This is a genomic window from Luteibacter sp. 621, assembly GCF_050435445.1.
Taxonomy (GTDB): Bacteria; Pseudomonadota; Gammaproteobacteria; order Xanthomonadales; family Rhodanobacteraceae; genus Luteibacter.
On the sequence record NZ_JBNDKI010000014.1, the window covers coordinates 110,902 to 133,705 of the forward strand.

The following is a 22,804-nucleotide window of genomic DNA, read 5'->3' on the forward strand; positions in this document are numbered from 1 at the left end:
CCGCCCTTTTCTTTTAACGAGGCGCGCTGCAGCGCGCGCCAGGCATCAATCCTCGGAGGCTTCGAGTTCCTTCAGGATCCGGTAGATCTCGCGGAACGCATGCAGGGGCTTGTTGGCCTCGCGCTCGGCGCGGGCCTGGCGCACCAGCGAACGCAGGTGCTGGCGGTCCAGCTCCGGGTGCTTGTCGAACAGCTCGCCCAGCGCGGCATCGCCGCCTTCCAGCAGCTTTTCGCGCGCCGCTTCCAGGCGGTGCATGTGCGCGGCTTCCTGGCGCTGGCGGTCGCGGTCTTCACCGAGTGCGGCGCGCGCGTCGGTGAACGCCTCATCGCCATGCCGGCGCATCATCTTGGCCAGGTACGCCATCTGCCGCTTGCGGGCGATGTGCGCAGTGACCTTACGGGTACGCCCGATCTCGTCGATGATGTCTTCAGGCAGGTTCAGCTTGGGGATGCGCGAAGGCGGCAGGTCCACCAACTGGTTGGCCAGCTTGAGCATATCCAGCGCATTGCGGCGCTGTTCGCTGCGGCTGGGGCCGAAGTCCTCTTCATCATCGTTTTGCGGGCGATCGTCCCACGGCCTCATGGCGTTGCCTCCTCACCTTCGAAGGCAAAGCGCGGCTGCACGCGGCCTTCGTGTTCTACGGTTTCCGCGAACATGGCCGCGGGGCGCACCCACAGGCCGTGTTCGCCATACAGAGCCTGGTACACCACCAGCTCCTCCATGGTTTCGCTGTGCCGGGCGGTGCCCAGCACGCGGTAGGGCATGCCCTTGAAGTGGCGGTAGTAGCCGACACGGATGCTCATAAGGTTTCCATGGCACCATGGGCGGTGCGTTGCTTTGGATTCGGGCGGCGCGACCCCATTAAGGGGTATTCGGCCGCCTGCGGCCTGCCATTCTAACCGCCAGCCCCCCGGGAAGCCCACGTGAGCCTAGTTTCCACCCGCGACACCAGCCACCAGGACCTCGACCGCCTCGCCAGCCTGGCCGAGGATACGATCCGCCGGGCGCGCGCCGCGGGCGCCACCCAGGCCGAGGTCTCCGCCAGTGTCGATGTGGGCCTGAACGTGAACGTGCGCCTGGGCGAGGTGGAAACGGTCGAACACACCCGGGACCGCGGCTTCGCCCTTACGGTGTTTTTCGGCAAGCGCAAGGGCTCGGCCAGCACGGCGGACCTGAACCCGGATTCGATCCAGGCCACAATCGACCAGGCCTGCGCCATCGCCCGCTTCACCGAGGAAGATCCGGCCGCCGGCCTGGCCGATGCGGACCGCATGGCCACGGTGTTCCCGGACCTGGACCTATGGCACCCGTGGGATATCGACGTGGATGCCGCCATCGCGCTCGGCTGCGATATCGAGAACGCGGGCCGCGACCTGGATGGCATCACCAATTCCGATGGCGCCAGTGTCAATGCCGGGCAAAGCCTGTCGGTCTACGCCAACTCCCACGGCTTCCTGGGCCGGGAGCGCGGCACCCGGCACTCCCTGTCGGTGGCCCTGATCGCCGGCGATGACGACGGCATGCAGCGCGATTACTGGTACGACAGCGTGCGCGATTCCACCCAGTTCATGGATGCCGCCGCCATGGGCCGCAAGGCGGCCGAGCGTACCCTGTCACGCCTTGGTGCCCGCAGGCTCAGCACTCGCCAGGCCCCGGTCCTGTTCGCCCCCGAGATCGCCCGGTCCCTGATCGGTCATCTGCTGGGCGCGGTTAGTGGCGGGTCGCTGTACCGCCGCTCCAGCTTCCTGCTCGACCATGTGGGCAAGCAGGTGCTGCCGTCGTGGCTGACCATCGATGAGAAACCACTCATTCCGCGTGGGCTGGGTTCGTCGGTCTTCGATGCCGAAGGCGTCGCCACGATCGATTCGCCGCTCATCGTGGATGGCGTGCTTTCCCGCTACATCCTGGGCAGCTATTCCGCCCGCAAGCTGGGCCTGCAGTCCACCGGCAACGCCGGCGGCGTGCACAACCTGCTGGTGGGCAACGGTGGCGAAAGCTTCGAAGCCATGCTGAAGAAGCTCGGCACCGGCCTGCTGGTCACCGAGGTGATGGGGCAGGGTGTATCGATCATCACGGGCGATTATTCCCGTGGCGCCTCGGGTTTCTGGGTGGAGAACGGCGAAATCGCCTACCCGGTGGAGGAGATCACCATCGCGGCGAACCTGCGTGACATGTACACGAACCTGGTCGCCGTGGGCGGGGATGTGGATCACCGCTCGCACATCCTCACCGGCTCGTGGCTCATCGAAAACATGACCATCGCAGGCGAGTAAACCGCTGGCGGCCAGGCATGACTTCCAGCCCCCGTGCCGCAAGTCTTGTTGACACGGGCACGGGGCAAAGGGAGAGTGGGGCCGACATCGCCCAGGGAGTCGTGCCATGAGTACCCCGTCCGATCAGGTTCCGCCGCCGCCCGCGCCGCCGCCGTACGATCCCGTACCGCCGCCCGTGGCCGCCCCCAGTTCCGATGACAAAAACATCGCGATGCTCACGCATCTGTCGGGGCTGGTGTTTCACGTCATCGTCCCGCTGATCGTCTGGCTGGTCTTCAAGGATCGCGAAGACAAGCAGTACCTCGTGCGCGAGGCGAAGGAAGCCCTGAACTTCCAGATCACTATCGTGCTGGCCTATTTCATCGGCGGCATCCTCACCATCATCCTGATCGGTGGCCTCATCGTGTTCCTGGCCTGGATCGCGAACGTGGTGTTCTGCATCGTCGCTGCGTTGAAGGTCAGTTCGGACAACACGTATCGCTATCCGTATACGTTGCGACTGATCAACTGACCACGCCTACAAGGCAACGGAAGAGGCCCGCAGAAGCGGGCCTTTTTTGTTGGCATACGCCTACAGACGAACACGAGGCACCCCTGCTTAAATGCGTCTCGCGAACGGCCACGCTAACCCCACTGGCAATCATGTTGGGGGTACCTTGTTATGGGAACTGGCGTTTGTCGCGGCTCCGGTGCTCAGCGCAGGGCCTATCGTGTTCTGAATATGCCGCGCAGAGGCGGTAGCGTTACGAATGGCCGGAAAGGCATTCCTGCGCGGAAGCATGGTGTCGCTGTACCGCAAGGGTCTCATCAGCGAAGAAACGATGAACGAGTTCAACGCGGCGTGTCCGCTCCCCCTGCATGCGCCAACCACGCGTGGTGCCTGTCGCCTACGGGAGGCCCGCAGGGCTGACGAGGTCACCGAAACGGTGGAGTAATCGGCTTGCGCCGGGCCGCCGCGGTCAGTGGCCGCGTGCGGCCGAGTACCTTGCCAGGTCGGCAAGCCACTCGCCGCGGTCACCCAGCGGGGAGATGGCATCCAGTGCTTCATCGACCAGCGCCACCAGGCGCGCACGTGAGGCGTCCAGGCCGATGATGGAGGGGAAGGTTGGCTTGTCGGCCGCTGCATCTTTGCCTGCCGTCTTGCCGATGACCGCCGATTCGCCCTCGATATCGAGGATGTCATCCCGGACCTGGAAGGCCAGGCCCACGGCGTGGCCGTAGCGATCCAGCCGTTCGAGCAGGGCCGTATCGCGGCAGCCGGCGGCAAGCGCGCCAAGGCGGACCGATGCCCGGATCAGTGCGCCGGTCTTGTAGGCGTGCATGCGCTCAAGCTCTTCGAGTGTGAGCTTACGGCCCACGGCGGAGAGATCGAAGGCCTGGCCGCCCGCCATGCCCTCGGCGCCGCACGCAGCCCCCAGCGTGCGCAGCATGGCAATGCGTTGCGCCGGGTCATCGCCCTCCGGCGTTTCCGCCAGGATCTCGAAGGCCAGCGCCTGCAAGGCGTCGCCCGCCAGGATGGCCATGGCCTCGCCGAATACGATGTGGCAAGTCGGCCGGCCGCGGCGCAGGTCGTCGTCATCCATGGCTGGCAGGTCATCGTGGACCAGCGAGTACGCGTGGATGATTTCGACAGCGCAAGCGGGCGCGTCAAGGACCGGGCCATCACTTCCCAGGGCGTGGCCGGCCGCATATACCAGCAAGGGGCGCAGGCGTTTGCCGCCGCCCAGCACCGCGTAGCGCATGGCCCGGTGCAGTTCCACGGGGGGCAGGTCGTCGCCGGGCAGCGCGCGCGCCAGCGCGTCATCGGCCCGGCCGGCCAGCGCCTTCAGCGGCGCCGGCAGGTCAGTCGTTGCGGGAGTCAAAGGGTTCGGCGGTATCGGGGGCTTCGGGATCGAGCAGCAGGCGCACGCGCAGTTCGGCTTGCTCCAGCGCGGTCTGGCATTGCCGGTAAAGGCCGATGCCGCGCTCGAAGGATTTCAGCGAATCGTCCAGGCTGAGCTCGCCGCCTTCCATGCGCGTGACCAGTTGTTCGAGCTCATCGAGCGAATGCTCGAACTCGGCAATGGACGAGGCGGGAACGGGGGCGGCTGGGGACTTCGGCATGGCGGCAAAACTAGCTCACCTAGGCGTTTCGATCAATCGCCGCGATGCCACAGGGGCGCCATGCCGGCTGCTTCGAACACCGGTTTACCGGCTTCGCTCAGCCAGCGATCGGCCACGGCCAGCACGGTATCCCCATCCACCACGAGGGGCATGCGCGGGCGTTCCCAGGGCGGGATGCCGCCGCGCTGGAACAGGTCGCGCAGTTCGCGGGTGTGGCGGTCGCCCACCGGTTTCAGCGTCTCGCCACCGAGGCGGTAGCGTACGGTGACCGCCTGGGGCAGCCGGTGGCCGCCCAGCGTGAGCGAGCCCCCGCCGGGAAGTGCCAGGGGTTCGCCCTGCCATGGCGACGACCAGGTGCCGTCGAACGGCCGCTGCCGCGGCATGGCCCATAGCCGCCCGCGCCAGGCCCGCACCTCCGTATCGAGCCACCCCACCAGTGGCAGCCGTTCGGCGGCAGCTTCGCGTGCCTGCCGCTCCAGCGTCTCGCGCTGCGCCGTGGTCGGCGCCGACAAACCGGCCGCATGGAGCCAGTGATCGAGCAAGGGCCCCCGCCATGCGTGGGGCAGATCGAGCCAACCCGGTGCATCCAGGCTGCCATCGGCGCCACGCAGCTGCGCATAGGCTTCCAGCCAGCCATCGCGCAGGCACGTGGCCGCCTCGCCACACAGGCGGGCGCTATGCACGATGCTGTGTGCCGCATGTGGCCAGTGTTCGCGCAGCGCGGGCAACACCGTGCCGCGCAGCCAGGCCCGGGCCACACGCGGGTCATCGTTCGATGGATCGTGGATCGTTTCCAGGGCGTGCAGCGCAATATGGTCCAGCAGGGCTTCGCGCGGCAGGCCGAGCAGCGGGCGCCATTGTTCGCCAGCGCCGAGCGGCCGGCGTTCACGCATGCCGGCCAGGCCTTCCGGCCCCGCGCCGCGCATGAGCTTCAGCAGGACGGTTTCCACCTGGTCGTCGCGGTGGTGGGCAAGCACCAGGCGTTCCCCGGGGCGCAGCGCGGCAGTGAACGCCGCACGGCGGGCGCGGCGCGCTGCGCCTTCCATACCCTCGCCGCGGCTCAGGTCCACGCTGACTCGTGCGGATTCAAACGGCACATCCAGTGATTCGCAGAAGCGCCGGCAATGCACCGCCCACAGGCCGCTTTCGGCTTGCAGGCCGTGGTCGATATGTAGCGCCCGCAATGCGGGGCGCGGCGACTGCAGGGCGAGCGCGTGCAGCAGCGCCGTGGAATCCGGGCCGCCGCTATAGGCGACGACCAGTGGTGTGTCGTCCTGCTCCGCCAGTGCAGCAGCCAGGTGATCGGTTAGCGAGATGCTCATTTACCTTTGGAACGCAGTTTCACGTACACATGCTTGGCGCTGCCGTGCTGGCGCTCTTCCACATCGAACAGGCCAATGCCGTTGATCAGCCCGCTCAGCTTGGGGTAACCGTAGTTGCGTGAATCGAAATCGGGCATGCGTTTGTTGATGATGCTGCCCACGCCGCCAAGCGCGGCCCATCCGTTTTCATCGGAGGCATCCTTGATGGCGTTGCGCAGCCCATTGAGCAGTTTGGTATCGCCACGCAGTTCGGCCACGGACAGTGGTGCCTGGCGGGTCTTGTCGTCTTCGTCATCGCCCGCGCCCACCAGCACTTCGGTGTAGATGAACTTATCGCAGGCCGAGACGAACGCCTTGGGCGTCTTCAACTCGCCGAAGCCATAGACGATGAGGCCCGCCTCGCGGATGCGCGAGGCTAGCCGGGTGAAGTCGCTGTCGCTGGACACGATGCAGAAACCGTCGAACCGCTCGGCGTAGAGCAGATCCATCGCGTCGATAATCATGGCCGAATCCGTCGCGTTCTTACCCGACGTGTAGGCGAACTGCTGGATAGGCTGGATGGAGTGATCCAGCAGGGCGGCCTTCCACCCATTGAGGTTGGGCCCCGTCCAGTCGCCGTAGATCCGTTTCACATGCGCCGTGCCGTATTTCGCAACCTCGGCCAGCAGGCCGTCCACGATGGCAGGGCGCGCATTGTCGGCATCGATCAGGACGGCGAGCTTATCGGTGACATCGGTGGCCATGGCCAGCTCCCTGTGGGCGAGTGGCCATGGTAACGCGCCGCCGTGACAGCGGCGCGAGTATCAACGGGCGTTACTCGGTGAACGCGCCGTAGCCACGCAGGCGCTGGTAGCGCTTTTCGAGCAGTTCATCGACGGGCAGCTTTTCCAGTTCATCGAGCTGGTTCAGCAGGACCGCCTTGAGACGGGTCGCCATGGACTGCGGGTTGCGGTGGGCACCGCCCAGCGGCTCGCGCACGATCTTGTCGATCAGGCCGTTTTCGAGGATGCGCGGGGCAGTGAGGCCCATGACTTCAGCCGCATCCTTCGCCTTGTCGGCGCTCTTCCAGAGAATAGAGGCGCAGCCCTCGGGCGTGATGACCGAATAGGTGGAGTACTGCAGCATGATCGTGCGGTCGCCCACGCCGATGGCCAGCGCGCCACCTGAGCCACCTTCGCCGGTGACGGTACAGATGATGGGCACGCGCAGTTCAGCCATTTCGAGCAGATTGCGGGCGATGGCTTCGGACTGGCCACGCTCTTCGGCGTTGATGCCCGGCCACGCGCCAGCGGTGTCGATGAAAGTGAACACCGGCATCTTGAAGCGTTCGGCCATCTTGAACAGGCGCAGCGCCTTGCGGTAGCCCTCAGGGCGCGGCATGCCGAAGTTACGCTTCACCTTGGTCTTGGTGTCGCGGCCCTTCTGGTGGCCCACGATCATGATGGAACGGCCGTTGATACGGGCCAGGCCGCCTACGATGGCCTGGTCGTCCGCGAACATGCGGTCGCCCTTCAGCTCATGGAATTCCTCGCACATGCCCTGGATGTAATCGAGCGTGTACGGGCGCGCCGGGTGGCGCGACACCTGGCTGACCTGCCACGGCGTGAGGTTGCGGAAGATCTCAGCAGTCTTGATCTTCAGCTTCTCGCGCAGGCGGGCGACTTCCTCATCGATGTTGAACGCCTGGCCACTGCTGGCATGGCGGAGTTCTTCAATCTTCGCTTCCAGTTCGGCGATGGGTTGTTCGAAATCGAGGAAGTTGGGATTCATGGAATAGGGAGCATCCGGGCAAGACTGAGCATTATAGCCGGGCCGGGCGGCGGGTGGTGTGCGCGGCCGTACGGTCTGGGGCGTCGCGCTAAGCATCGGAATGGAAAGCCTTTTCCCGGCAGCGGCGCCGCACGCTGTACGTGGGCGCCTCAGTGTGTGTAGGGGAATGCCTTGAGGAATGTAGTCCGTCGACGCGATGCGAAGCCTCCGTGCTTCACTGTGGGTGCGGAAAGGAGACCCGCATTCCTCAATGGCACAAGGACCGAACCAGCATGAAAACGTCTATTCGCGGAGCGGCTGCGCTGGCGCTCATTGCTTGCCTGGGCGCTCAGGCGGCGACACCGGGGCATCCGGCGCTCTCACACCTTCCCCTCTGCCGGGACGTCTCGGTGGTCGATGCTTGTCGCATCGACGTACCCAACGGCAATTTTGCGGGATTCGAAGGTGACGACTTCGCGCATGCGTATGAGTTTCCGTCGTGGCGCCCCACGCATACGGTGGCCGAGCACATCGTACCCTGGCGTTATCTCGATCCCGGTAACCGTGGCGGCGGCCAGGTAGAGGCCGGGTCTACGCTCACCCTGTTGCAGCGTGGCGACAGTGTCGAGCAGCGGTTGCCTCTTCCCGCGCTGCCGACCGGTGCGCACGTTACCTATGCGGTGCACGCGCATACGGCCACCTGGACAGGCGACAGCCGCGTGCGGATGGATATCAGCCTGCGTGACGGATCGGGCGTGATCACGCGCGCGAACGCGGCGGTCGTTATGAACAAGGTTAGTGATGAACCTCGCTCGGAGCTGCTGGCGTGGATCAACGTACCTGACGGCACAAACCCCACCGATCTCGATATCGCCATTGGCATGGAAGACGGACTGGGCCGCGTGCCTGTGAGCGATGTGGTTGTGGTTCGGGCACAGCAGGACGATCCCGTGCCAGAGCTGGCGGTGAGGTGGTGAGCGGTTTCGCCGGGACATGATGTCCCGGCGAAACGCAATAGTTAGCTGCTTACAACAAGGAGGTTTTTGATGCGAGCGATGTGTTTTGTCCTGACGGCGTCTGTGCTGGCCGCCGCAACTGCAAGCGCGGCCCACGCAGGCACCGCGTTGCCTTTTTGCGGCGGCGAGCCCGGCCCCCTGCCGGAGACCTGCACCCTCGAAGTCGCCAATGCGGGATTCGAGGGTGAAAGCCTCATGCCCTGGCTGGTGGCCGGTCCGCACGAGATGCCGACCATCAGCCGAACCCATGGCAATGGGGAGCTGCTGCTCCGGCACCCACGGGGTGCGGCGCTGCAGTTCGTTCCGCTACCGGCGCATGCTTACCAGTCGTCTGTATCCACGGAATATCTTCCGTCGCTCACTGCGCGCACGAATGCTGGTGTTGCGATGCTGCGCGTATCTGCTGCGGTTATTGGCAAGGAGTTCCAGCCGGTCACGCTGTTCAGCCGGGACTATCCGGTGTCCACGACGCCGACCCAACTCAGGGGCGCGTTTATCGGCGCGCCCCTGGTGCTTCCCCCACAACTCCTGTTCAAGCTTGAACGCTCGGATGAGAACGGCGACGTGAGCGTCTTCGTCGACGATGTCCGCATTGATCAACGTCGCTAGGCATGGGGGCATCATGCAAAGGAAACGATCCGCGGGAAGCGAATCGAACACGGCTCAGACACGTAAAATCTCACATCACCACGAAAGGATGCGATCAATGAACAACGGACTGTTTGGTGCGATCCTGCTATCGATCGCCGCCTTGGCGCCAGCGTGTGCCTTCGCTCAGGATATCCCTGTATGCCCCGGTGCAATGCCGCCGCTCGGCTTCTCTACGTGCGAAATTGCGCTAAAGAACGGACACCTTGAAGATCGGCCACGCGGTAGCGTCAGCAATAACCCGGTGTGGCACACGTTGCCGGGCTGGCAGAGCAATGGTCCCGTGCGGATGGGGACCATCTGGCGGCATCAGAACGCCGTCAGTATCGCCGTTGGCCTGGAGCCGGGTCGGTCGATTGGGCAAACCGTCGCCGCACCTCGGATGGACGCTATACCCGGTTCGCCGCTGCCAACCTACGAGCTGCACTTCAGTGCCTCACCGCTAGGCGAGCAGGCCCGCGATCCTCTGACGGCACGGCTTGTCGGCGTGAGTGCGGACGGAAGCGAGAAAGAGCTGGCTCGTGTCGACGTTGAACCACATGGTGATCAACTCGAGACGTACCGTATGAGCGCCGCGCCATTCGATGTCCCCATGGCGCTTCGCGTGGAGTTCAGCCGCCCTGAGGGCTCTGGCGCGCTGATCTATGTCGATAACGTCGGCCTCCTGCAGACGCTTCGATAGCGCTAGCGTTTAATCCGCCGGGCGTACCAGGCGAAGTTCCGTGCCGAGTACGCCCGGCAACGTGCGCAACGTTCTCATCAGGTCGGGGAGAGCACGTACGCGCCACTCATCGCCCAGTTCCAGGCTGGCCTGGCCTACCTTGTTGCGGTAGCCGGCCAGCATTAGCGGTGTGCGGCCACCGCGGAAACCCATCAGCGCGTGTTTCAGGTGCTTCGGGAATTCTGCGTCTACGCCATTGAGCTTCAGCGTTAGCAGGCGGCCGAAATGCTCCATGGCATCGGAAAGCGAATACGCCTTGCGTGCGCGCAGCTGGTAGCCCCCGGCGAAGTCGTCGATGCGCAGGCCGCCTTCCACCACGATGATGTTGCCGCGCGTCAGCAGCGGCGCGGCATCGGTAAACACTTCACGGAAGAAGCTGGTTTCGAGCAGGCCCGTGGCGTCTTCGATCTGCACGAAGGCATCGCTGTCGCCGCGTTTGCGCATGCCCACGACCATGCCGGCCACCGTCCACGGTGTTTCCGGGCTGCGGCGGAAGCGGCTGCCCTCGTCATCATCGTTGCGGCGCGGCTTGGGTGGCTGGTAGCGGTGCGGGATCTCGCCGATGGGGCAGCTGGAGAGCTGTGCCAGCTCCGTCGTCCACGGATCGGTCGGGTGGCCGGAGAGGTAGTGCCCCAGCGTGTCGTGCTCGCCCTGCAGCAACTGCTCCAGCGGCCATTCCGGCACAGAGCCGGACAGTTCGATGATGCTGGGTGCTTCGGCATCGCCAAAGGCATTGCCGAAGATATCCACCTGGCCGGAGGCGCGGTTCTTTGCTTCCTGGTCGGCGGCGCGCATGGCTTCGGGAATATGTGAAACCAGGGTCGCGCGGTTCTCACCCAGCGCATCGAGGGCGCCGGATTGCACCAGCGCTTCCATGACGCGCTTGTTGAGCTTGTTCGAGCCGATGCGCTGGCAGAAATCGATCAGGCCCTTGAACGGGCCGCGAGCCTTACGCTCGGCGGCGATCTCTTCGCAGATGCCCTGGCCCACGCCCTTGATGGCACCCAGGCCGTAGCGCACGACGCGCGGTTCCACCGCCTCGAACATCCACTCCGAGGCGTTCACATCCGGTGGCAGCACCTTGATGCCGATGGCACGGGTTTCATCGAGGAAGGTCACCGCCTTCTCGGTGTTATCCATGTCCGACGAGATCGTCGCGGCCATAAACTCGGCGGGGTAGTGCGCCTTCAGCCACGCGGTCTGGTAGGACACTAGCGCGTAGGCGGCCGCGTGCGACTTGTTGAAGCCGTACCCGGCGAACTTCTCCATCAGGTCGAAGATCGAATCGGCCTTGTCGCCGTCGATCCCGTCCTTGGCGGCACCTTCGCGGAACGTCGCGCGGTGCTTCACCATTTCCTCGGCTTTTTTCTTGCCCATGGCGCGGCGGAGCAGATCGGCGCCGCCGAGGGTGTAACCCCCCACGATCTGCGCCATCTGCATCACCTGCTCCTGGTAGACCATGATGCCGTAGGTCTCTTTCAGGATGGGCTCGACGCGCGGATCCGGGTATTCCACCGCTTCCTTGCCGTGCTTTCGGGCGCAGAAGCTGGGGATCAGGTCCATGGGGCCGGGGCGGTACAGCGCCACCAGCGCAATGATGTCTTCGAAGCGGTCGGCCTGCGCCTCTTTCAACATACCCTGCATGCCGCGCGATTCGAGCTGGAAGACGGCGACGGTCTGCGCCTTCTTCAGCAGGTCGTAAACCTTCGGGTCATCGAGCGGCAGCGTATCGATGTTCAGCGGCTCGGTGCCTTCGCTGGCACGCCGCTTGTTGATGGCCTTCACGGCCCAGTCGATGATCGTTAGCGTACGCAGGCCGAGGAAGTCGAACTTCACCAGGCCTACGGCTTCGACGTCATCCTTGTCGTACTGCGTCACCACGCCTTCGCCGCTGGGTTCGCAGTAGAGCGGGGCGAAATCGGTGAGTGGCGTGGGCGCGATCACCACGCCACCGGCATGCTTACCGGCATTGCGGGTGAGGCCTTCCAGGCTCAGGGCAAGATCGATGAGCGTCCGCGATTCTTCCTCGGTCTCATAGACGTCGCAGAACTCCTTCACCACGCGCTCGGGTTCTTTCTTCGATTTCTCCGTGCGGCCCAGCGCATCGCCCAGGGTAAGGTCGAGCGGGCGCGCGGGGATCAGCTTGGCGTGGCGATCAACCTGGCCATAGCCCATGCCGAGCACGCGGCCGGAATCGCGCAGCACTGCTTTCGCGGCCATGGAGCCGTAGGTGATGATCTGGCTGACGTGGTCGCGCCCGTACTTGCGCGCAACGTAGTCGATCACCTCGTCACGGCGATCCATGCAGAAGTCGATGTCGAAGTCGGGCATCGACACGCGCTCGGGATTGAGGAAGCGCTCGAACAGCAGCTCGAACTGGAGCGGGTCCAGGTCGGTGATCTTCAGCACCCAGGCCACGAGGGAGCCGGCGCCGGAACCGCGGCCCGGGCCGACAGGAATCCCGTTGTTCTTACCCCAGCCGATGAAGTCCGCCACGATCAGGAAGTAGCCGGGGAAGCCCATGCGGATGATGACGTCCACCTCGCGGTCGAGGCGCGCCTGATAATCCTCAAGCGTCTTCCCGGGGGCGAGCGGGTTCACCGCCAGGCGCTCTTCCAGGCCCTTCTGGGCCTGTTCGCGAATGTAGGTGTCGAGCGTGTGGCCTTCGGGCACCGGGAAGTCGGGCAGGTAGTACGTGCCGAACGACAGTTCCAGGTTGCAGCGCTTGGCCAGCTCAACGGTGTTCTCGAGCGCCTCGGGGATATCGGCGAACAGCTCGGCCATTTCCTCAGCCGATTTGAAGTACTGCTCTTCGCTGTAGAAGCGCGGGCGCTTCGGGTCGGCCAGCACGCGGCCCTGGTTGATGCAGGTGCGCGCCTCATGCGATTCGAAGCCCGAGCGCTCGAGGAAGCGCACATCGTTGCTGGCGATGACCGGCAGGCCGTGGTCGCCCGCCAGGGCCATGGCGGCACGCACCCAGTTCTCTTCGTTCTCGCGCCCCGTGCGGGTCAGCTCCAGGTACAGGCGCTGCGGGAACAGGTGCTCGAGGAAGCCCAGCCGCGCGCCTGCTGCCGGCAAACCGGCGCCCAGGGCGATGCGCGCAATTTCGCTCTCGCGGCCGGCGAAGGCGATGAGGCCGGTGACGGCATCGGGCGTGAGCCAGTTGGCATCGACCAGCGCGCGGCCGCTGCCCTGGCCTTCGCGCCACGCGCGCGAGACCAGGCGCGACAGGTTCAGGTAGCCGTCGCGGTCCTGGCAGATGAGGGTGAGGCGCCACGGGCGGGGATCATCCGGGCTGGAGACCCAGATATCACAGCCGCCAATGGGCTTGATCCCTGCCGCCGTGCACTGCTTGTAGAACTTCACCAACCCGAACATGTTGTTCTCGTCGGTCAGTGCGACGGCCGGCACACCGGCGCGCACGCACGCGGCGATCAGCTGCTTGATGCGGATCGTCGAGTCGACCAGCGAGTATTCGCTGTGAAGGTGGAGGTGGGCAAAGCGGACGGTCATGCGGGGTGCCAGTTCAGGCCATGGAGAAGGCTAACCGGGAGAGGGGGTGGGAACAAGAATTGACAGGGCGGAAAACCACCCTCGCGCCCTTGCTGACCCGACCTTCGGCGTGATGGCCGATCGTTCGCGTAGGGGAATATCCCGATCGCCGTAGGCGCTGCGTCGCGAAGCGGCAAAAACGGCTAGAAACGGGGTGGCCGCCCCTGCGGCTCCGCTGGTGGATGCCAGCGTTACCCTTCGCAAAGGAATTTGTCCATGCGCATGCGATACCTCACAGGCGTCCTGGCGGTCACGGCCGCCGTTTCGTTCCTTTCCGCCCCGGCGGTTGCCTACCCTGTCTCGTTCCCGGGCTGCGGCTCCGTGATCGGGCCCCACCTGACAACAGGCTGCCAGATGCGTGGCGCGTGGCATGACGGTGACGCGGCGGGCGCGTCTGCCAAGGCGCCCGTCGTGGTAGGCCGCCGCGATACGGCCTCCGCACGCGCGCTGGTCCCCCTGAATGCCAACCTGGAAGGGGGCAACCTGACCTATGCGGTTCGCTTTGCTGCGAAGCTACCGGCCGGCCACGGCAGCTTCGCCGAATCCCTGCGTGTGGAGGTGTGGCTCGCTGATGACCAGAACCAGAACGCCACGTCGCTCCGCGCGGTTAACCTCTCCGTGGACAGCGCCGGTTCGGGGTACATCACGGTAGAGGCCCCCGGTGCCAACGTGGGCTACCAACCGCACTACATTTACGCCCGCTTCGCAGCGCTGGGCAGCTCGTTTGGTGGAGGCGGTATCGATGACCCGACCCTGGTTCGCGTCGAGGACGTGCAGTTCGTGATCTACCCGACGGAGCGCTGAGCGTAACTGCCATCAACGCGTATGGGCTTCCGGGTGATCAATGAACCACAGCCCGGCGAACAGCTTGGCGTCGATGGAGAACCCTTCCGCCGCGCGATCGAACAGCCACTTTCCGGCTTCGGCGCGCGGCACTTCGTGCACGATGATGTTTTCGGTCTCGTCACCACCGCCCGCGCCAACCTTTTCGAGGTCCCATGCACGGGCGAATGCGATCATTTCCGTGCTCATGCCGGATGAGGAGGGGCCCTCGTGCACGAACTCGATGCGGCCGCAGCGGTAGCCGGTCTCTTCCTCCAGCTCACGCTCCGCCGCCAGCAGTACGTCCTCGTCTTCAGCGCCTTCCAGGTCACCGACGAGGCCGGCCGGCATCTCGATGGTGTTGGCCAGGATCGATACGCGGTACTGCTCGACGAAAATCACTTTATCGTCCGGCGTCACCGCGAGGATGATCACCGCGCCACCGGGGTTGTTCCGCGCCGCGTACTCCCACCGGCCGCGCTTTTTCAGGGTCAGCCACTTGCCGGAATACAGGATTTCTTCGGGCAGGCTGGCGTCGTCAGGGATAGGCGAGGCATGGGGCAGCGGGCTGGTCTGCATGGCGGGCTCCTTAGGCGATCCCGCAAGTATCGTCGAAAAACGATCTCCACCGTGTGACGCAATCAAGGCGCGGACCTGTCCTCGCAGGAGCGCGCCTTTACAGTAAGGCGCGCAGGCGGCTGCGGGTCATGGGGCCAAAGCGGATGCGCTCGCAGAGTTCATCCACCGCCGAGGCATCGCCCTGGCGGCGGCTGAGCGCATCGGCGGTTTCCGCCACGGCGACATCCAGCGCGATGCGGGTGAGCCGCCGGTACAGCAAGGCCAGTTCGCCATGCTCGCGCAGCCGCGCCGCGCACGCGGCGGCACCGCGGATGCGCAGGTACGGCACCTCGTCGATCCGCTCGAGCAATGCGTCCAGGCTGCCGAAATGGGCCAGCAGGGCCGCAGCGGTTTTGGCGCCCACACCGGGCACGCCCGGGATGTTGTCCACCGCATCGCCACAAAGTGCGAGGTAATCCGCCACCTGGTGCGGGTGCACGCCCAGTTTGTCGAACACACCGGCGGCGCCCCAACGAACATCCTTGGCGAAATCCCATTGCTGGTCGTGCTCGCCCAGCAACTGGCCGAAATCCTTGTCCGCCGACACAATGACGCCGCGAAAACCGTGCACGCGCAGGCCCCACAGGGCACTGCCGATCAGGTCATCGGCTTCGTACTGGTGGTCATTCAGTACCGTGATGCCCAGGGCGGCGGATATCTCGCGGCACAGCGCGAACTGGCGCACGAGTTGCGGCGGTGGCAGCTCGCGGTTGGCCTTGTACGCCGGGTAGATCGCGTTGCGGAACGAGGTGGTAAGCGAGGCATCGAACGCGACCGCGATGTGTTCGGCGCGGCTACGCTCGAGCAGCTCACACAGGAACCGCGTGAAGCCGTGCACGGCGTTGACCGGCTCGCCATCGTGGTCATGAAATTCATCGGGCATGGAATGCCATGCCCGGAACACGTACAGGCTGCCATCCACCAGGTGGACGGTATCGCTGGCGCTCACGGTTGCCATGCGCTCACGATGTCGTCGTAAGCGGGGCGATCGCGCTCCGGCGCTTCCATGGTGGGCGTGCCCACGTGGATGAAGCCCACGACGTGTTCGTGTTTTTTCATGCCAAGCAGCTTTGCCACGTCGCGATCGTAGGCGGCCCAGCCGGTAAGCCACTGGGCGCCGTAGCCGAGGGCTTGCGCACCTAGCAACAGGTTGTAGGCAACGCAACCGGCCGTGAGGTTCTGCTCAAGCTCGGGCACCTTGCTGTCGCTATCGATCCGGGCGGAAACGACGAGCACGAGGGGCGCGTGTTCGTAACGGCGCTGTTCTTTCTCGCGTTTGGATTCAGACAGATCGGGGTTGGCGTCGAACGCCATTTTCGCCAGCGCGTTGCCGAAGGTGCGCTTGGCATCGCCGCGCAGGATGCGGATGCGGAAGGGCTCCAGCTTGCCGTGATCGGGCACGCGGATGGCGGCCTCAATCATGCGGCGCAGGGTGGCGTCATCGGGAGCGGGTTCGCCGAGCTGCCGGGACGGCACGGAACGGCGGGCGTTGAGGATATCCAGGTTGGGCTGGTTCATCCGCCCATTTTACCACCCGCGGCCTTAGCGGTCGCGCGGCGGCGGCGGGGGCGGCAGGGCGTCGTTGGGGCCCAGGTGGTCCAGGGCCTGGCGGCGCTGTTCCGGGGTCTGGTTGCGCCATTGCTCCACGAGCGCACGGCGCTGATCAGGTGGCAATGTGCGGAAGCGCTCGAACGCATCGTGCAGCTTTTGCCGCTGCTCGGGCGAAAGATCGTTGAATTTCTGCTGGTTGCGGCGAGCCTGCGCCCGTTCTTCCGGCGTCATCTGTTGCCAGTGGGCGATGCGGTCGCGGATTTCGGCGCGGCGATCGGCCGGTAGCCCGCGCCAGCGCTGGGCCTTGTCCAGCATGCGCGACTGCCGCTGCGGCGGGAACGTATCCCAATCCTTCGCCAGCGGCGAAAGGATGTCCTTCTCATCGGCAGATAACTGATTCCACGGCCGCGGCGGCGGCAGCGGGTGGTGGTCATCCGGCCCCTGCCAGTCGTTCGACGGGGCCGGCGGGGCGGCCTGCGCGACGGCGGCGAGCGGCGCACCGAGCAACAACAGCAAGGCGAGGGGTAGGGCGAGGCGGCGCATGGTGCTCACTTGTTATTCCGGGCCTGGCCGCCAGTGTCGTTGTACGCAAGCCAACTGTAGAACTGGAGGTCCTGGTACAGCGCGGGGTCGGTGTTGTCGGCATCCGGTGGCAGATCAGTGGGATCGGTGGCGTCCACGGCCTGCATGGCCGCGGGGGGCGCCGACGAGGGGCCGCCAAGCGGCTGCCACACCATGAGCGTAGCGAGCGCCACCACGGCAAATGCGCTGGCAGGAATGAGGACGCGGCGCGCCGTGGAATGGTGGGCCGGGGCGGACAATGCCGTGCGCCGTGCGGCACGCAGGCGGCCGGCCATGGCCGGATCCACGTCACGGCTGGCGCGCAGGTACAGATCCCTGGCGCGGCGTTCGAGTTCATGATCGTGCTGGCTCATCGCCATGCCTCCAGTTGCTCGCGCAGCGCATGCATCGCGCGCGAAAGATGTGTCTTTACACTACCGTCGGAGCAACCCATCGCCTGGGCGGTTTCGGCGACATCCAGGCCTTCCATGATGCGCAAGGTGAACGCCTCGCGCTGGCGCCGCGGTAACTTGCGGACCGCTTCCACGATATCGCCGTAGGCCTGCGAATCCTGCAGGCGTGCTGAAGGATCCGGCGCGTCGTCGGCAGGCTCCCACGCGGGAAGCTCGGCACCATCATCATCAGTGCCACCGCCGATCCAGCCCACCACGATGGAGCGCACCTTGCGGCGGCGTTGCAGGTCGACAATGCGCCGGCGCAGGATCCCCCAGAACAACGGGGTCCACTCCTGGGCGGGCTTCTCGCCGTAGTGCCGCACCAGCCGCAACATCGCATCCTGTACGGCATCCAGCGCGTCGTCGCGGTTGCCAAGGTGGATCTCGGCCATGCGCCACGCCCGCCGTTCAATCCCGGCCAGGAACGCATCCATGCTCGCAGGGATGTCGCGCAGGTCCTCGAGGGAGGCACTGTCGAGCGCGAGCGAGCCGTTCACGGCTTTCTCCGCGTCGTCGGTCTTGCCATCCTCGTGCTCCATACGGCCTGGTTTCACCCTGCTAAACGCGGTCGGCGACCGCCGGTTGACTCGCCATCGGGGGGTATCTTCCAACCTGGGCATTTACCGTGGGTGAAGTCAGCCACGGCGACGGCCCAGCGGCCAGGCCACCAGTGCGGCCAGGATGGCTCCTGCGAGGTACAGCGCCAGGTCAGCCGGGCCCTGGGCCAGCCGGGCGAGCGATACCAGCATGGCCGGCCCCGCATCGGAAATAGCCTGGGCGAAGCCCACCCCCATCATGCCCGCGATGGTCGCGGCGACGACCAGGCAGCCCACGTAGGCCGAGGCCAGCAACGTGGCGCCCGCCGCCAGCAATGCCCCGGGCACGCCCTCGAACCTGAGCCAACGCCGTACCACGTAGCCCAGGGCCCAGCCCACGGGCAGCGCCAGTGCGGGCAGGGCGCGGCCGAACATCATGGAGGGAACCATCCACGTCGCACCGGCGGCAAAGCCGAACAGGACGGCGCCGAGCAGGCCAGAAACGAGGTTGATGAGGCGGCGGATGGGGCTAGCCACCATGGCAGGGAATCGGAAGACGCATGGGAACCGGGGTGTGGGGAACGCCCGCATGATAGCGGGCCGGGGGCTTGCGCGCTCTTGAGGGCAGGCCCGGCCGCCCAAACCTTCCACGGTAGATGCTGACCGCCGGGCCCCGGCGGGCGCATAATTGACTACTTTGCGGCCTGCGGGCCGCCCCCACAGGACACCCATGAGCGGTTTCAGCCTCAGCAGCGAGCCCTTCACCCTGGAACGTGACTGCCAGGCGGTCATGGTGCCGCAAGGTGAAACAGTCACGCTCCCGGCCGGCCAGATCGGCTACATCACCCAGGCCCTCGGCGGCAGCTTCACCGTGTACGTGGAAGGCAACCTGTTCCGTATCGCGGGCAACGATGCCGATGCGCTGGGCAAGGAGCCGCCGCGCGCCATCGAGCTGCCGGCGGACGCATCCGATGAAGACGTGGAAAAGCTGGTGTGGCAACAGCTGCGCACCTGCTTCGATCCGGAAATTCCCATCAACGTGGTGGAGCTCGGGCTGGTTTATGACGTCAGCCTGGAAAGCAGCGACGAAGGCAGCCGCAAAGCGTACGTAAAAATGACGCTGACCGCGCCCGGCTGCGGCATGGGCGATATCCTCGTGGATGACGTTCGCACCAAGCTGGAACTGATCCCCACCGTGATGGAAGCCGATGTCGACCTGGTGTTCGATCCGCCCTGGAACCAGTCGATGATGTCGGACGCCGCGAAGCTTGAAACGGGGATGCTCTGAGCGCCGCTCAGAGCTCACGGAACTCCACGCTGCAGGCCGCGTTGTAGGCGGCCATCGCGGCGATCGTTGACGGCGCCGCATGCAGAACCGGCAGGTTTGCCGGTGCCAGCTTTACCTCGAGGCAAACATGCGCATCCAGCTCCATGAGCCGGATGAGCTGGATGATGGCATCGCGCTCCGGGGCCAGGCGCAGCAGCAGTTCGTTGATCGCCGTATCGACCGAATAGGTGCGTTGCGGGGGCAGGGTGACACTCCAGCCGTAGGCGCGCCGGGCCGAGCCAAGCCCTTCCTCGGCATCGCCTTTTTGCCAGCACTGGCCACCTTCTATGTTGAACTCGCGAACGAGGTGATCGAGCACGTGCCGTTCTGACGTCAGGCGGAACGAGGCACTGACCACGGGCGTGCGCAGGGCGAGGTCGGCGTCGATATCAAGCATGGTGCTGGCCATGGTGGTTCCCCTTTTAACGGCAGCGCGGGCGCGCCCCTCCCGTTTCGTGCATAGCATCGCGTTTTTTCACGACCTAGGGAAACCCCTAGGTAGTCGACCGTTAAATCTTGCGATACGTTGACAAGGACTTTCGGTCTGGGGGGATCGTAAGTCACACGGGCATTCGCGCCACGGCGCGAAATCATCATCGTTCGGAATGTGGTCCACCACGGCCGCAATGGCTTCGTGTTGCCCATTCCCGGAGGAGGAACGTAATGGCAAGTCATGTTCGCTTGAAACTCCTGGCGGTCGCTGTCGGCATCGCCGCTACCTCGGCCGCCTCGGCGGCAACCGAGCAGTCGCTGCGTGCGCAGAACCTGGGAGCCGCACCGGCCAGCCAGCTGGCCACCAAGCTTGGCCTTTCCGCTGACAATGCATTTGTTGCGAAGAATGCATTGCCCACGGTGAAGGGAACACAGACCGTGCGCATGCAGCAGACCTTCAAGGGCGTGCCGGTTTACGGCCGCAGCATCGCGGTCGAACAGGATGCGCAGGGCAATGCCCTGGTCGCCAGCGGTGTTGTCTCGTCCGACCTTCAGGTGGACCTGGCCTCGGTGGCCCCGAAGCTGGACCAGGCCGCGGCCGTGGCGGTGCTGACGAAGCAGGCGACGACCCTGCGCAGCGCCGCCGTGAAGCCGGAGAATGCCAAGGCCGATCTTTACGTCTACCCCGTCGATGGGGCGCCGGCCCGCCTGGTGTACCTCACCTCGTTCTTCAATGGGGGTGACCATCCCACCCGTCCCACCGCGATCGTCGATGCCAACACGGGCGAGGTCATCAAACAGTGGGAAGGCCTGACCAACGTGGATGCGACCGGTCCGGGCGGTAACGGCAAGACCGGCCAGTACACCTGGGGCGCCAACGGCCTCCCCGCCTTGAACGTGACGCAGTCGGGTACGACCTGTACGGCCCAGAACGCGAACGTGAAAAGCTACAACATGAAGAAGGCCACCTCCGGCAGCGGTACGTTGTGGAGCTTCACCTGCTTCAACTCCACGGGCGATGCGGTGAACGGCGCCTACGGCCCGATCAATGATGCCCACCACTTCGGTGGTGTTGTGCACGACATGTACACCGCGTACACCGGCGCCGCGCCGTTGAACCAGGTGCTGATCATGAAGGTGCACTACGGTTCGAACTACGAGAACGCCTTCTGGGATGGTAGTTCGATGACCTTCGGCGATGGCGCCAGCACGTTCTATCCGCTGGTGGCGCTGGATGTGACCTCGCACGAAATCAGCCATGGCTATACCGAGCAGCACTCCAACCTGGAGTATGACGGCCAGTCGGGCGGTATGAACGAGGCGTATTCGGATATCGCGGGCGAGGCGGCCGAGTATTTCGACCGCGGCTCGAACGATTTCCTGGTGGGTGCCGACATCGTGAAGAGCAGTGCCGGTATCGGTACCGCGCTTCGTTATATGTGTAACCCGCCGCAGGATGGTGGTTCGATCGGTAACGCATCGGATTATTACAGCGGCCTGGATGTGCACTACTCCTCGGGTGTGTACAACAAGGCGTTCTGCCTGCTGGCCAAGACCAGCGGTTGGGATACGGTGAAGGCGTTCAAGGCGTTCGCTCGTGCGAATGCCGTTTACTGGACGGCAACGTCGGATTTCAATAGCGGTTCGTGCGGTGTTGCCAGCGCGGCGACTGACCTTGGCTATTCCGCGACGGATGTGGCTGCGGCGTTCACCGGCGTGGGCGTGACCTGCTCCACCGGCGGTGGTGGTGGCACGGGCGGTACGGCGCTGCAGAACGGCACGGCCAAGACGGGCCTGGCGGGCAGCTCGGGCCAGGAACTGAGCTACACCGTGACGGTGGCGGCCGGTGCCAAGAACCTGGTGATCGCGACCAGCGGTGGTTCGGGCGATGCGGACCTGTATGTGAAGTTCGGTTCGGCGCCGACCACGTCGAGCTATAACTGCCGCCCGTATAAGACGGGTAATGCGGAGTCGTGCAGCTTTGCGACGACGCAGGCGGGTACGTACTACGTGAAGGTGCGCGGTTATTCGTCGTTCTCGGGCGTTTCGCTCAAGGCGACCTGGACGCCGTAAGCCTCGCGGCAATCGTGTCACTCCCGGGAAAGGGGCCAGGCTTTGTCCTGGCCCTTTTCTTTGCTATTGCGTTTCTGCGGGCTCGCCTTCGGCTTCGCGCTAGCGAATCGGTTCATTCGCTTTCGCGAATGCGTGTAGCCAGCGGCTTGCGCCGCCTCGCTCTTGTCGGTTGAGGCACAGAGCCCTTGGTGCCCACCCTCGCTGCTCAGACAGGTCCTCCGCGTTCGGTGCGGTTGGCCGCTTGCGCGGCCCATGTACTTATATGGCCTACGGCCGCTCTCTTGTGCGGAACTCGCCTCGAGGGTGGGCACCAAGGTCTCTCTGCAGCACCGAGGTTGCACGGCGGAGAGCTTGGGCCCGGCGATGCCCCCCTTGTAGGACGCTACACTGTGGCCGACAGCTTTCGCGACACCGCCGCAGGACCTGCGCGTGATCAACCAACAATGCGAAGACGCCGGATCAGGTTACTGTGCCGCGGCCACCAACGTCGCCGACACCTGTGCCGGACTCGCCGTCACAAATGCCCCCATCGTCAACACACAGGTCAGCACGGCAGCAGCGAAGAAGGTCTTCAGCAGGAAGGTTTCGACTTTCATGGCATGTCTCCTTGGGTCTATCGGGATGAGGTATGAGCCCCTTTGCCCTAGACGTTGCATCCCCCGTGCCAACGCTCGCGATACCTCACAAACGGCGCCACCAAGCCATTCTCAGCGATCTACCGCGCCGCGTTCCACGTGTCCGCGGACGCTTCCGTGTCCGACCGCCCACGTCCGCCGCAGATAACGCACCGGCTCTCCCACCACCCAAACTCATGGATCAAAAGAGCCGTCGGTGCCCACCCTCGAGGCGAGTTCCGCACAAGAGAGCGGCCGTAGGCCAAATAAGTACATTTGCGCCGCAGGCGCACTCCGCACCGAACGCGGAGGACCTGTCTGAGCAGCGAGGGTGGGTGTCGTGGTCAAGTCTTTCTAGACACCCGATAGGGTGGTTTATCGCGCCGCCTGTAGCTCGTGGATGGCTGGCGGGACCTGTCCGTTGGTCGCGT

25 protein-coding genes are annotated in these 22,804 nt (G+C 65.1%); 8 read left to right on the forward strand and 17 right to left on the reverse strand.

Annotated features, from left to right (window positions below; all coding sequences use genetic code 11):
• Positions 1-45: 45 nt before the first annotated feature.
• Positions 46-582: a ribosome biogenesis factor YjgA gene (gene yjgA, locus ABIE56_RS15390; RefSeq protein WP_429244666.1), complete on the reverse strand. Its 537-nt coding sequence runs from the start codon at positions 580-582 to the stop codon at positions 46-48.
• Complete coding sequence (locus tag ABIE56_RS15395; RefSeq protein ID WP_247434137.1) at positions 579-803, reverse strand: DUF1653 domain-containing protein; 225 nt, start codon at positions 801-803, stop codon at positions 579-581. The genes yjgA and ABIE56_RS15395 overlap by 4 nt, the downstream gene beginning before the upstream one ends.
• 120 nt (positions 804-923) lie before the next feature.
• Between ABIE56_RS15395 and pmbA the strand changes: the two genes are divergently transcribed.
• Positions 924-2,273 (forward strand): metalloprotease PmbA, encoded by a 1,350-nt coding sequence (gene pmbA / locus ABIE56_RS15400; RefSeq protein WP_429244667.1) that lies wholly within the window; start codon positions 924-926, stop codon positions 2,271-2,273.
• Positions 2,274-2,379: 106 nt separating this feature from the next.
• Positions 2,380-2,784 carry a DUF4870 domain-containing protein gene (locus ABIE56_RS15405; protein WP_247434143.1) on the forward strand — a complete coding sequence of 135 codons (405 nt, stop codon included), beginning with the start codon at positions 2,380-2,382 and terminating at the stop codon, positions 2,782-2,784.
• Positions 2,785-3,232: 448 nt separating this feature from the next.
• Here ABIE56_RS15405 and ispA read toward each other — a convergent pair whose 3' ends face one another.
• From ispA to ABIE56_RS15430, 5 genes are all read right to left on the reverse strand, one after another.
• On the reverse strand, positions 3,233-4,135 hold the full coding sequence (gene ispA, locus ABIE56_RS15410; RefSeq protein ID WP_429244668.1) for a (2E,6E)-farnesyl diphosphate synthase: 903 nt from the start codon (positions 4,133-4,135) through the stop codon (positions 3,233-3,235).
• Positions 4,116-4,376, reverse strand: a complete 261-nt coding sequence (locus tag ABIE56_RS15415; protein ID WP_429244669.1) for an exodeoxyribonuclease VII small subunit — start codon at positions 4,374-4,376, stop codon at positions 4,116-4,118. Before ABIE56_RS15415 ends, ispA begins: the two co-directional genes overlap by 20 nt.
• A 32-nt stretch (positions 4,377-4,408) precedes the next feature.
• Positions 4,409-5,698: a tRNA lysidine(34) synthetase TilS gene (gene tilS / locus ABIE56_RS15420; protein WP_429244670.1), complete on the reverse strand. Its 1,290-nt coding sequence runs from the start codon at positions 5,696-5,698 to the stop codon at positions 4,409-4,411.
• The gene (locus tag ABIE56_RS15425) at positions 5,695-6,441 is read right to left on the reverse strand and encodes an NYN domain-containing protein (protein ID WP_429244671.1); all 747 of its coding nucleotides are present in this window, start codon (positions 6,439-6,441) and stop codon (positions 5,695-5,697) included. The genes tilS and ABIE56_RS15425 overlap by 4 nt, the downstream gene beginning before the upstream one ends.
• A gap of 70 nt (positions 6,442-6,511) precedes the next feature.
• Positions 6,512-7,468 carry an acetyl-CoA carboxylase carboxyltransferase subunit alpha gene (locus ABIE56_RS15430; protein ID WP_429244672.1) on the reverse strand — a complete coding sequence of 319 codons (957 nt, stop codon included), beginning with the start codon at positions 7,466-7,468 and terminating at the stop codon, positions 6,512-6,514.
• A 272-nt stretch (positions 7,469-7,740) separates the two neighbouring features.
• Between ABIE56_RS15430 and ABIE56_RS15435 the strand changes: the two genes are divergently transcribed.
• The 3 genes from ABIE56_RS15435 (at position 7,741) to ABIE56_RS15445 (ending at position 9,793) form a co-directional block, all read left to right on the forward strand.
• Complete coding sequence (locus ABIE56_RS15435; protein WP_429244673.1) at positions 7,741-8,424, forward strand: hypothetical protein; 684 nt, start codon at positions 7,741-7,743, stop codon at positions 8,422-8,424.
• A 69-nt stretch (positions 8,425-8,493) separates the two neighbouring features.
• Complete coding sequence (locus ABIE56_RS15440) at positions 8,494-9,072, forward strand: hypothetical protein (RefSeq protein ID WP_429244674.1); 579 nt, start codon at positions 8,494-8,496, stop codon at positions 9,070-9,072.
• 97 nt (positions 9,073-9,169) lie between these two features.
• Positions 9,170-9,793, forward strand: a complete 624-nt coding sequence (locus tag ABIE56_RS15445) for a hypothetical protein (RefSeq protein ID WP_429244675.1) — start codon at positions 9,170-9,172, stop codon at positions 9,791-9,793.
• A 9-nt stretch (positions 9,794-9,802) separates the two neighbouring features.
• Here the strand turns inward: ABIE56_RS15445 and dnaE are convergent, their stop codons facing one another.
• Positions 9,803-13,345, reverse strand: coding sequence for a DNA polymerase III subunit alpha (dnaE, locus tag ABIE56_RS15450; RefSeq protein ID WP_429244676.1), 3,543 nt, complete (start codon positions 13,343-13,345; stop codon positions 9,803-9,805).
• Between the two features lie 261 nt (positions 13,346-13,606).
• Between dnaE and ABIE56_RS15455 the strand changes: the two genes are divergently transcribed.
• Complete coding sequence (locus ABIE56_RS15455) at positions 13,607-14,188, forward strand: hypothetical protein (protein WP_429244677.1); 582 nt, start codon at positions 13,607-13,609, stop codon at positions 14,186-14,188.
• A 12-nt stretch (positions 14,189-14,200) separates the two neighbouring features.
• On the opposite strand, the gene ABIE56_RS15460 is transcribed toward ABIE56_RS15455, so the two are convergent.
• The 7 genes from ABIE56_RS15460 to ABIE56_RS15490 form a co-directional block, all read right to left on the reverse strand.
• Positions 14,201-14,785, reverse strand: a complete 585-nt coding sequence (locus tag ABIE56_RS15460) for an NUDIX hydrolase (protein ID WP_429244678.1) — start codon at positions 14,783-14,785, stop codon at positions 14,201-14,203.
• Positions 14,786-14,882: 97 nt separating this feature from the next.
• Complete coding sequence (locus ABIE56_RS15465) at positions 14,883-15,782, reverse strand: 5'-3' exonuclease (RefSeq protein WP_429244679.1); 900 nt, start codon at positions 15,780-15,782, stop codon at positions 14,883-14,885.
• Positions 15,770-16,342: a nitroreductase family protein gene (locus ABIE56_RS15470; protein WP_429244680.1), complete on the reverse strand. Its 573-nt coding sequence runs from the start codon at positions 16,340-16,342 to the stop codon at positions 15,770-15,772. The genes ABIE56_RS15465 and ABIE56_RS15470 overlap by 13 nt, the downstream gene beginning before the upstream one ends.
• A 24-nt stretch (positions 16,343-16,366) precedes the next feature.
• On the reverse strand, positions 16,367-16,918 hold the full coding sequence (locus tag ABIE56_RS15475) for a DUF3106 domain-containing protein (RefSeq protein WP_429244688.1): 552 nt from the start codon (positions 16,916-16,918) through the stop codon (positions 16,367-16,369).
• A gap of 5 nt (positions 16,919-16,923) precedes the next feature.
• The gene (locus ABIE56_RS15480; protein WP_429244681.1) at positions 16,924-17,310 is read right to left on the reverse strand and encodes a hypothetical protein; all 387 of its coding nucleotides are present in this window, start codon (positions 17,308-17,310) and stop codon (positions 16,924-16,926) included.
• Entirely contained in the window at positions 17,307-17,825 is a 519-nt protein-coding gene (locus tag ABIE56_RS15485) for an RNA polymerase sigma factor (protein ID WP_429244689.1), read from the reverse strand. Before ABIE56_RS15485 ends, ABIE56_RS15480 begins: the two co-directional genes overlap by 4 nt.
• 201 nt (positions 17,826-18,026) lie before the next feature.
• Complete coding sequence (locus ABIE56_RS15490) at positions 18,027-18,467, reverse strand: hypothetical protein (RefSeq protein ID WP_429244682.1); 441 nt, start codon at positions 18,465-18,467, stop codon at positions 18,027-18,029.
• A gap of 190 nt (positions 18,468-18,657) precedes the next feature.
• Here ABIE56_RS15490 and sufT point away from each other — a divergent pair, with 190 nt between their 5' ends.
• Entirely contained in the window at positions 18,658-19,215 is a 558-nt protein-coding gene (gene sufT, locus ABIE56_RS15495; RefSeq protein WP_429244683.1) for a putative Fe-S cluster assembly protein SufT, read from the forward strand.
• A gap of 7 nt (positions 19,216-19,222) precedes the next feature.
• Here the strand turns inward: sufT and ABIE56_RS15500 are convergent, their stop codons facing one another.
• Positions 19,223-19,663, reverse strand: a complete 441-nt coding sequence (locus ABIE56_RS15500; protein ID WP_429244684.1) for a DUF4279 domain-containing protein — start codon at positions 19,661-19,663, stop codon at positions 19,223-19,225.
• Between the two features lie 254 nt (positions 19,664-19,917).
• On the opposite strand from ABIE56_RS15500, the gene ABIE56_RS15505 reads away from it, so the two are divergent.
• Positions 19,918-21,759 (forward strand): M4 family metallopeptidase, encoded by a 1,842-nt coding sequence (locus ABIE56_RS15505; protein ID WP_429244685.1) that lies wholly within the window; start codon positions 19,918-19,920, stop codon positions 21,757-21,759.
• 464 nt (positions 21,760-22,223) lie between these two features.
• Here the strand turns inward: ABIE56_RS15505 and ABIE56_RS15510 are convergent, their stop codons facing one another.
• Positions 22,224-22,355: a hypothetical protein gene (locus ABIE56_RS15510; RefSeq protein ID WP_429244686.1), complete on the reverse strand. Its 132-nt coding sequence runs from the start codon at positions 22,353-22,355 to the stop codon at positions 22,224-22,226.
• Between the last annotated feature and the right edge of the window lie 449 nt (positions 22,356-22,804).

Coding starts and splice junctions, on each gene's coding strand:
- ABIE56_RS15470 (WP_429244680.1), bottom strand. CDS start 16,342: ATGAACCAGCCCAACCTGGATATCCTCAACGCCCGCCGTTCCGTGCCG.
- tilS (WP_429244670.1), bottom strand. CDS start 5,698: ATGAGCATCTCGCTAACCGATCACCTGGCTGCTGCACTGGCGGAGCAG.
- ABIE56_RS15415 (WP_429244669.1), bottom strand. CDS start 4,376: ATGCCGAAGTCCCCAGCCGCCCCCGTTCCCGCCTCGTCCATTGCCGAG.
- ABIE56_RS15405 (WP_247434143.1), top strand. CDS start 2,380: ATGAGTACCCCGTCCGATCAGGTTCCGCCGCCGCCCGCGCCGCCGCCG.
- ABIE56_RS15500 (WP_429244684.1), bottom strand. CDS start 19,663: ATGGCCAGCACCATGCTTGATATCGACGCCGACCTCGCCCTGCGCACG.
- dnaE (WP_429244676.1), bottom strand. CDS start 13,345: ATGACCGTCCGCTTTGCCCACCTCCACCTTCACAGCGAATACTCGCTG.
- ABIE56_RS15475 (WP_429244688.1), bottom strand. CDS start 16,918: ATGCGCCGCCTCGCCCTACCCCTCGCCTTGCTGTTGTTGCTCGGTGCG.
- ABIE56_RS15455 (WP_429244677.1), top strand. CDS start 13,607: ATGCGATACCTCACAGGCGTCCTGGCGGTCACGGCCGCCGTTTCGTTC.
- ABIE56_RS15435 (WP_429244673.1), top strand. CDS start 7,741: ATGAAAACGTCTATTCGCGGAGCGGCTGCGCTGGCGCTCATTGCTTGC.
- yjgA (WP_429244666.1), bottom strand. CDS start 582: ATGAGGCCGTGGGACGATCGCCCGCAAAACGATGATGAAGAGGACTTC.
- ABIE56_RS15440 (WP_429244674.1), top strand. CDS start 8,494: ATGCGAGCGATGTGTTTTGTCCTGACGGCGTCTGTGCTGGCCGCCGCA.
- ABIE56_RS15510 (WP_429244686.1), bottom strand. CDS start 22,355: ATGAAAGTCGAAACCTTCCTGCTGAAGACCTTCTTCGCTGCTGCCGTG.
- ABIE56_RS15490 (WP_429244682.1), bottom strand. CDS start 18,467: ATGGTGGCTAGCCCCATCCGCCGCCTCATCAACCTCGTTTCTGGCCTG.
- ABIE56_RS15480 (WP_429244681.1), bottom strand. CDS start 17,310: ATGAGCCAGCACGATCATGAACTCGAACGCCGCGCCAGGGATCTGTAC.
- ABIE56_RS15430 (WP_429244672.1), bottom strand. CDS start 7,468: ATGAATCCCAACTTCCTCGATTTCGAACAACCCATCGCCGAACTGGAA.
- ABIE56_RS15460 (WP_429244678.1), bottom strand. CDS start 14,785: ATGCAGACCAGCCCGCTGCCCCATGCCTCGCCTATCCCTGACGACGCC.
- ABIE56_RS15485 (WP_429244689.1), bottom strand. CDS start 17,825: ATGGATGCGTTCCTGGCCGGGATTGAACGGCGGGCGTGGCGCATGGCC.
- ABIE56_RS15425 (WP_429244671.1), bottom strand. CDS start 6,441: ATGGCCACCGATGTCACCGATAAGCTCGCCGTCCTGATCGATGCCGAC.
- ABIE56_RS15445 (WP_429244675.1), top strand. CDS start 9,170: ATGAACAACGGACTGTTTGGTGCGATCCTGCTATCGATCGCCGCCTTG.
- sufT (WP_429244683.1), top strand. CDS start 18,658: ATGAGCGGTTTCAGCCTCAGCAGCGAGCCCTTCACCCTGGAACGTGAC.
- ABIE56_RS15465 (WP_429244679.1), bottom strand. CDS start 15,782: ATGGCAACCGTGAGCGCCAGCGATACCGTCCACCTGGTGGATGGCAGC.
- ABIE56_RS15505 (WP_429244685.1), top strand. CDS start 19,918: ATGGCAAGTCATGTTCGCTTGAAACTCCTGGCGGTCGCTGTCGGCATC.
- ABIE56_RS15395 (WP_247434137.1), bottom strand. CDS start 803: ATGAGCATCCGTGTCGGCTACTACCGCCACTTCAAGGGCATGCCCTAC.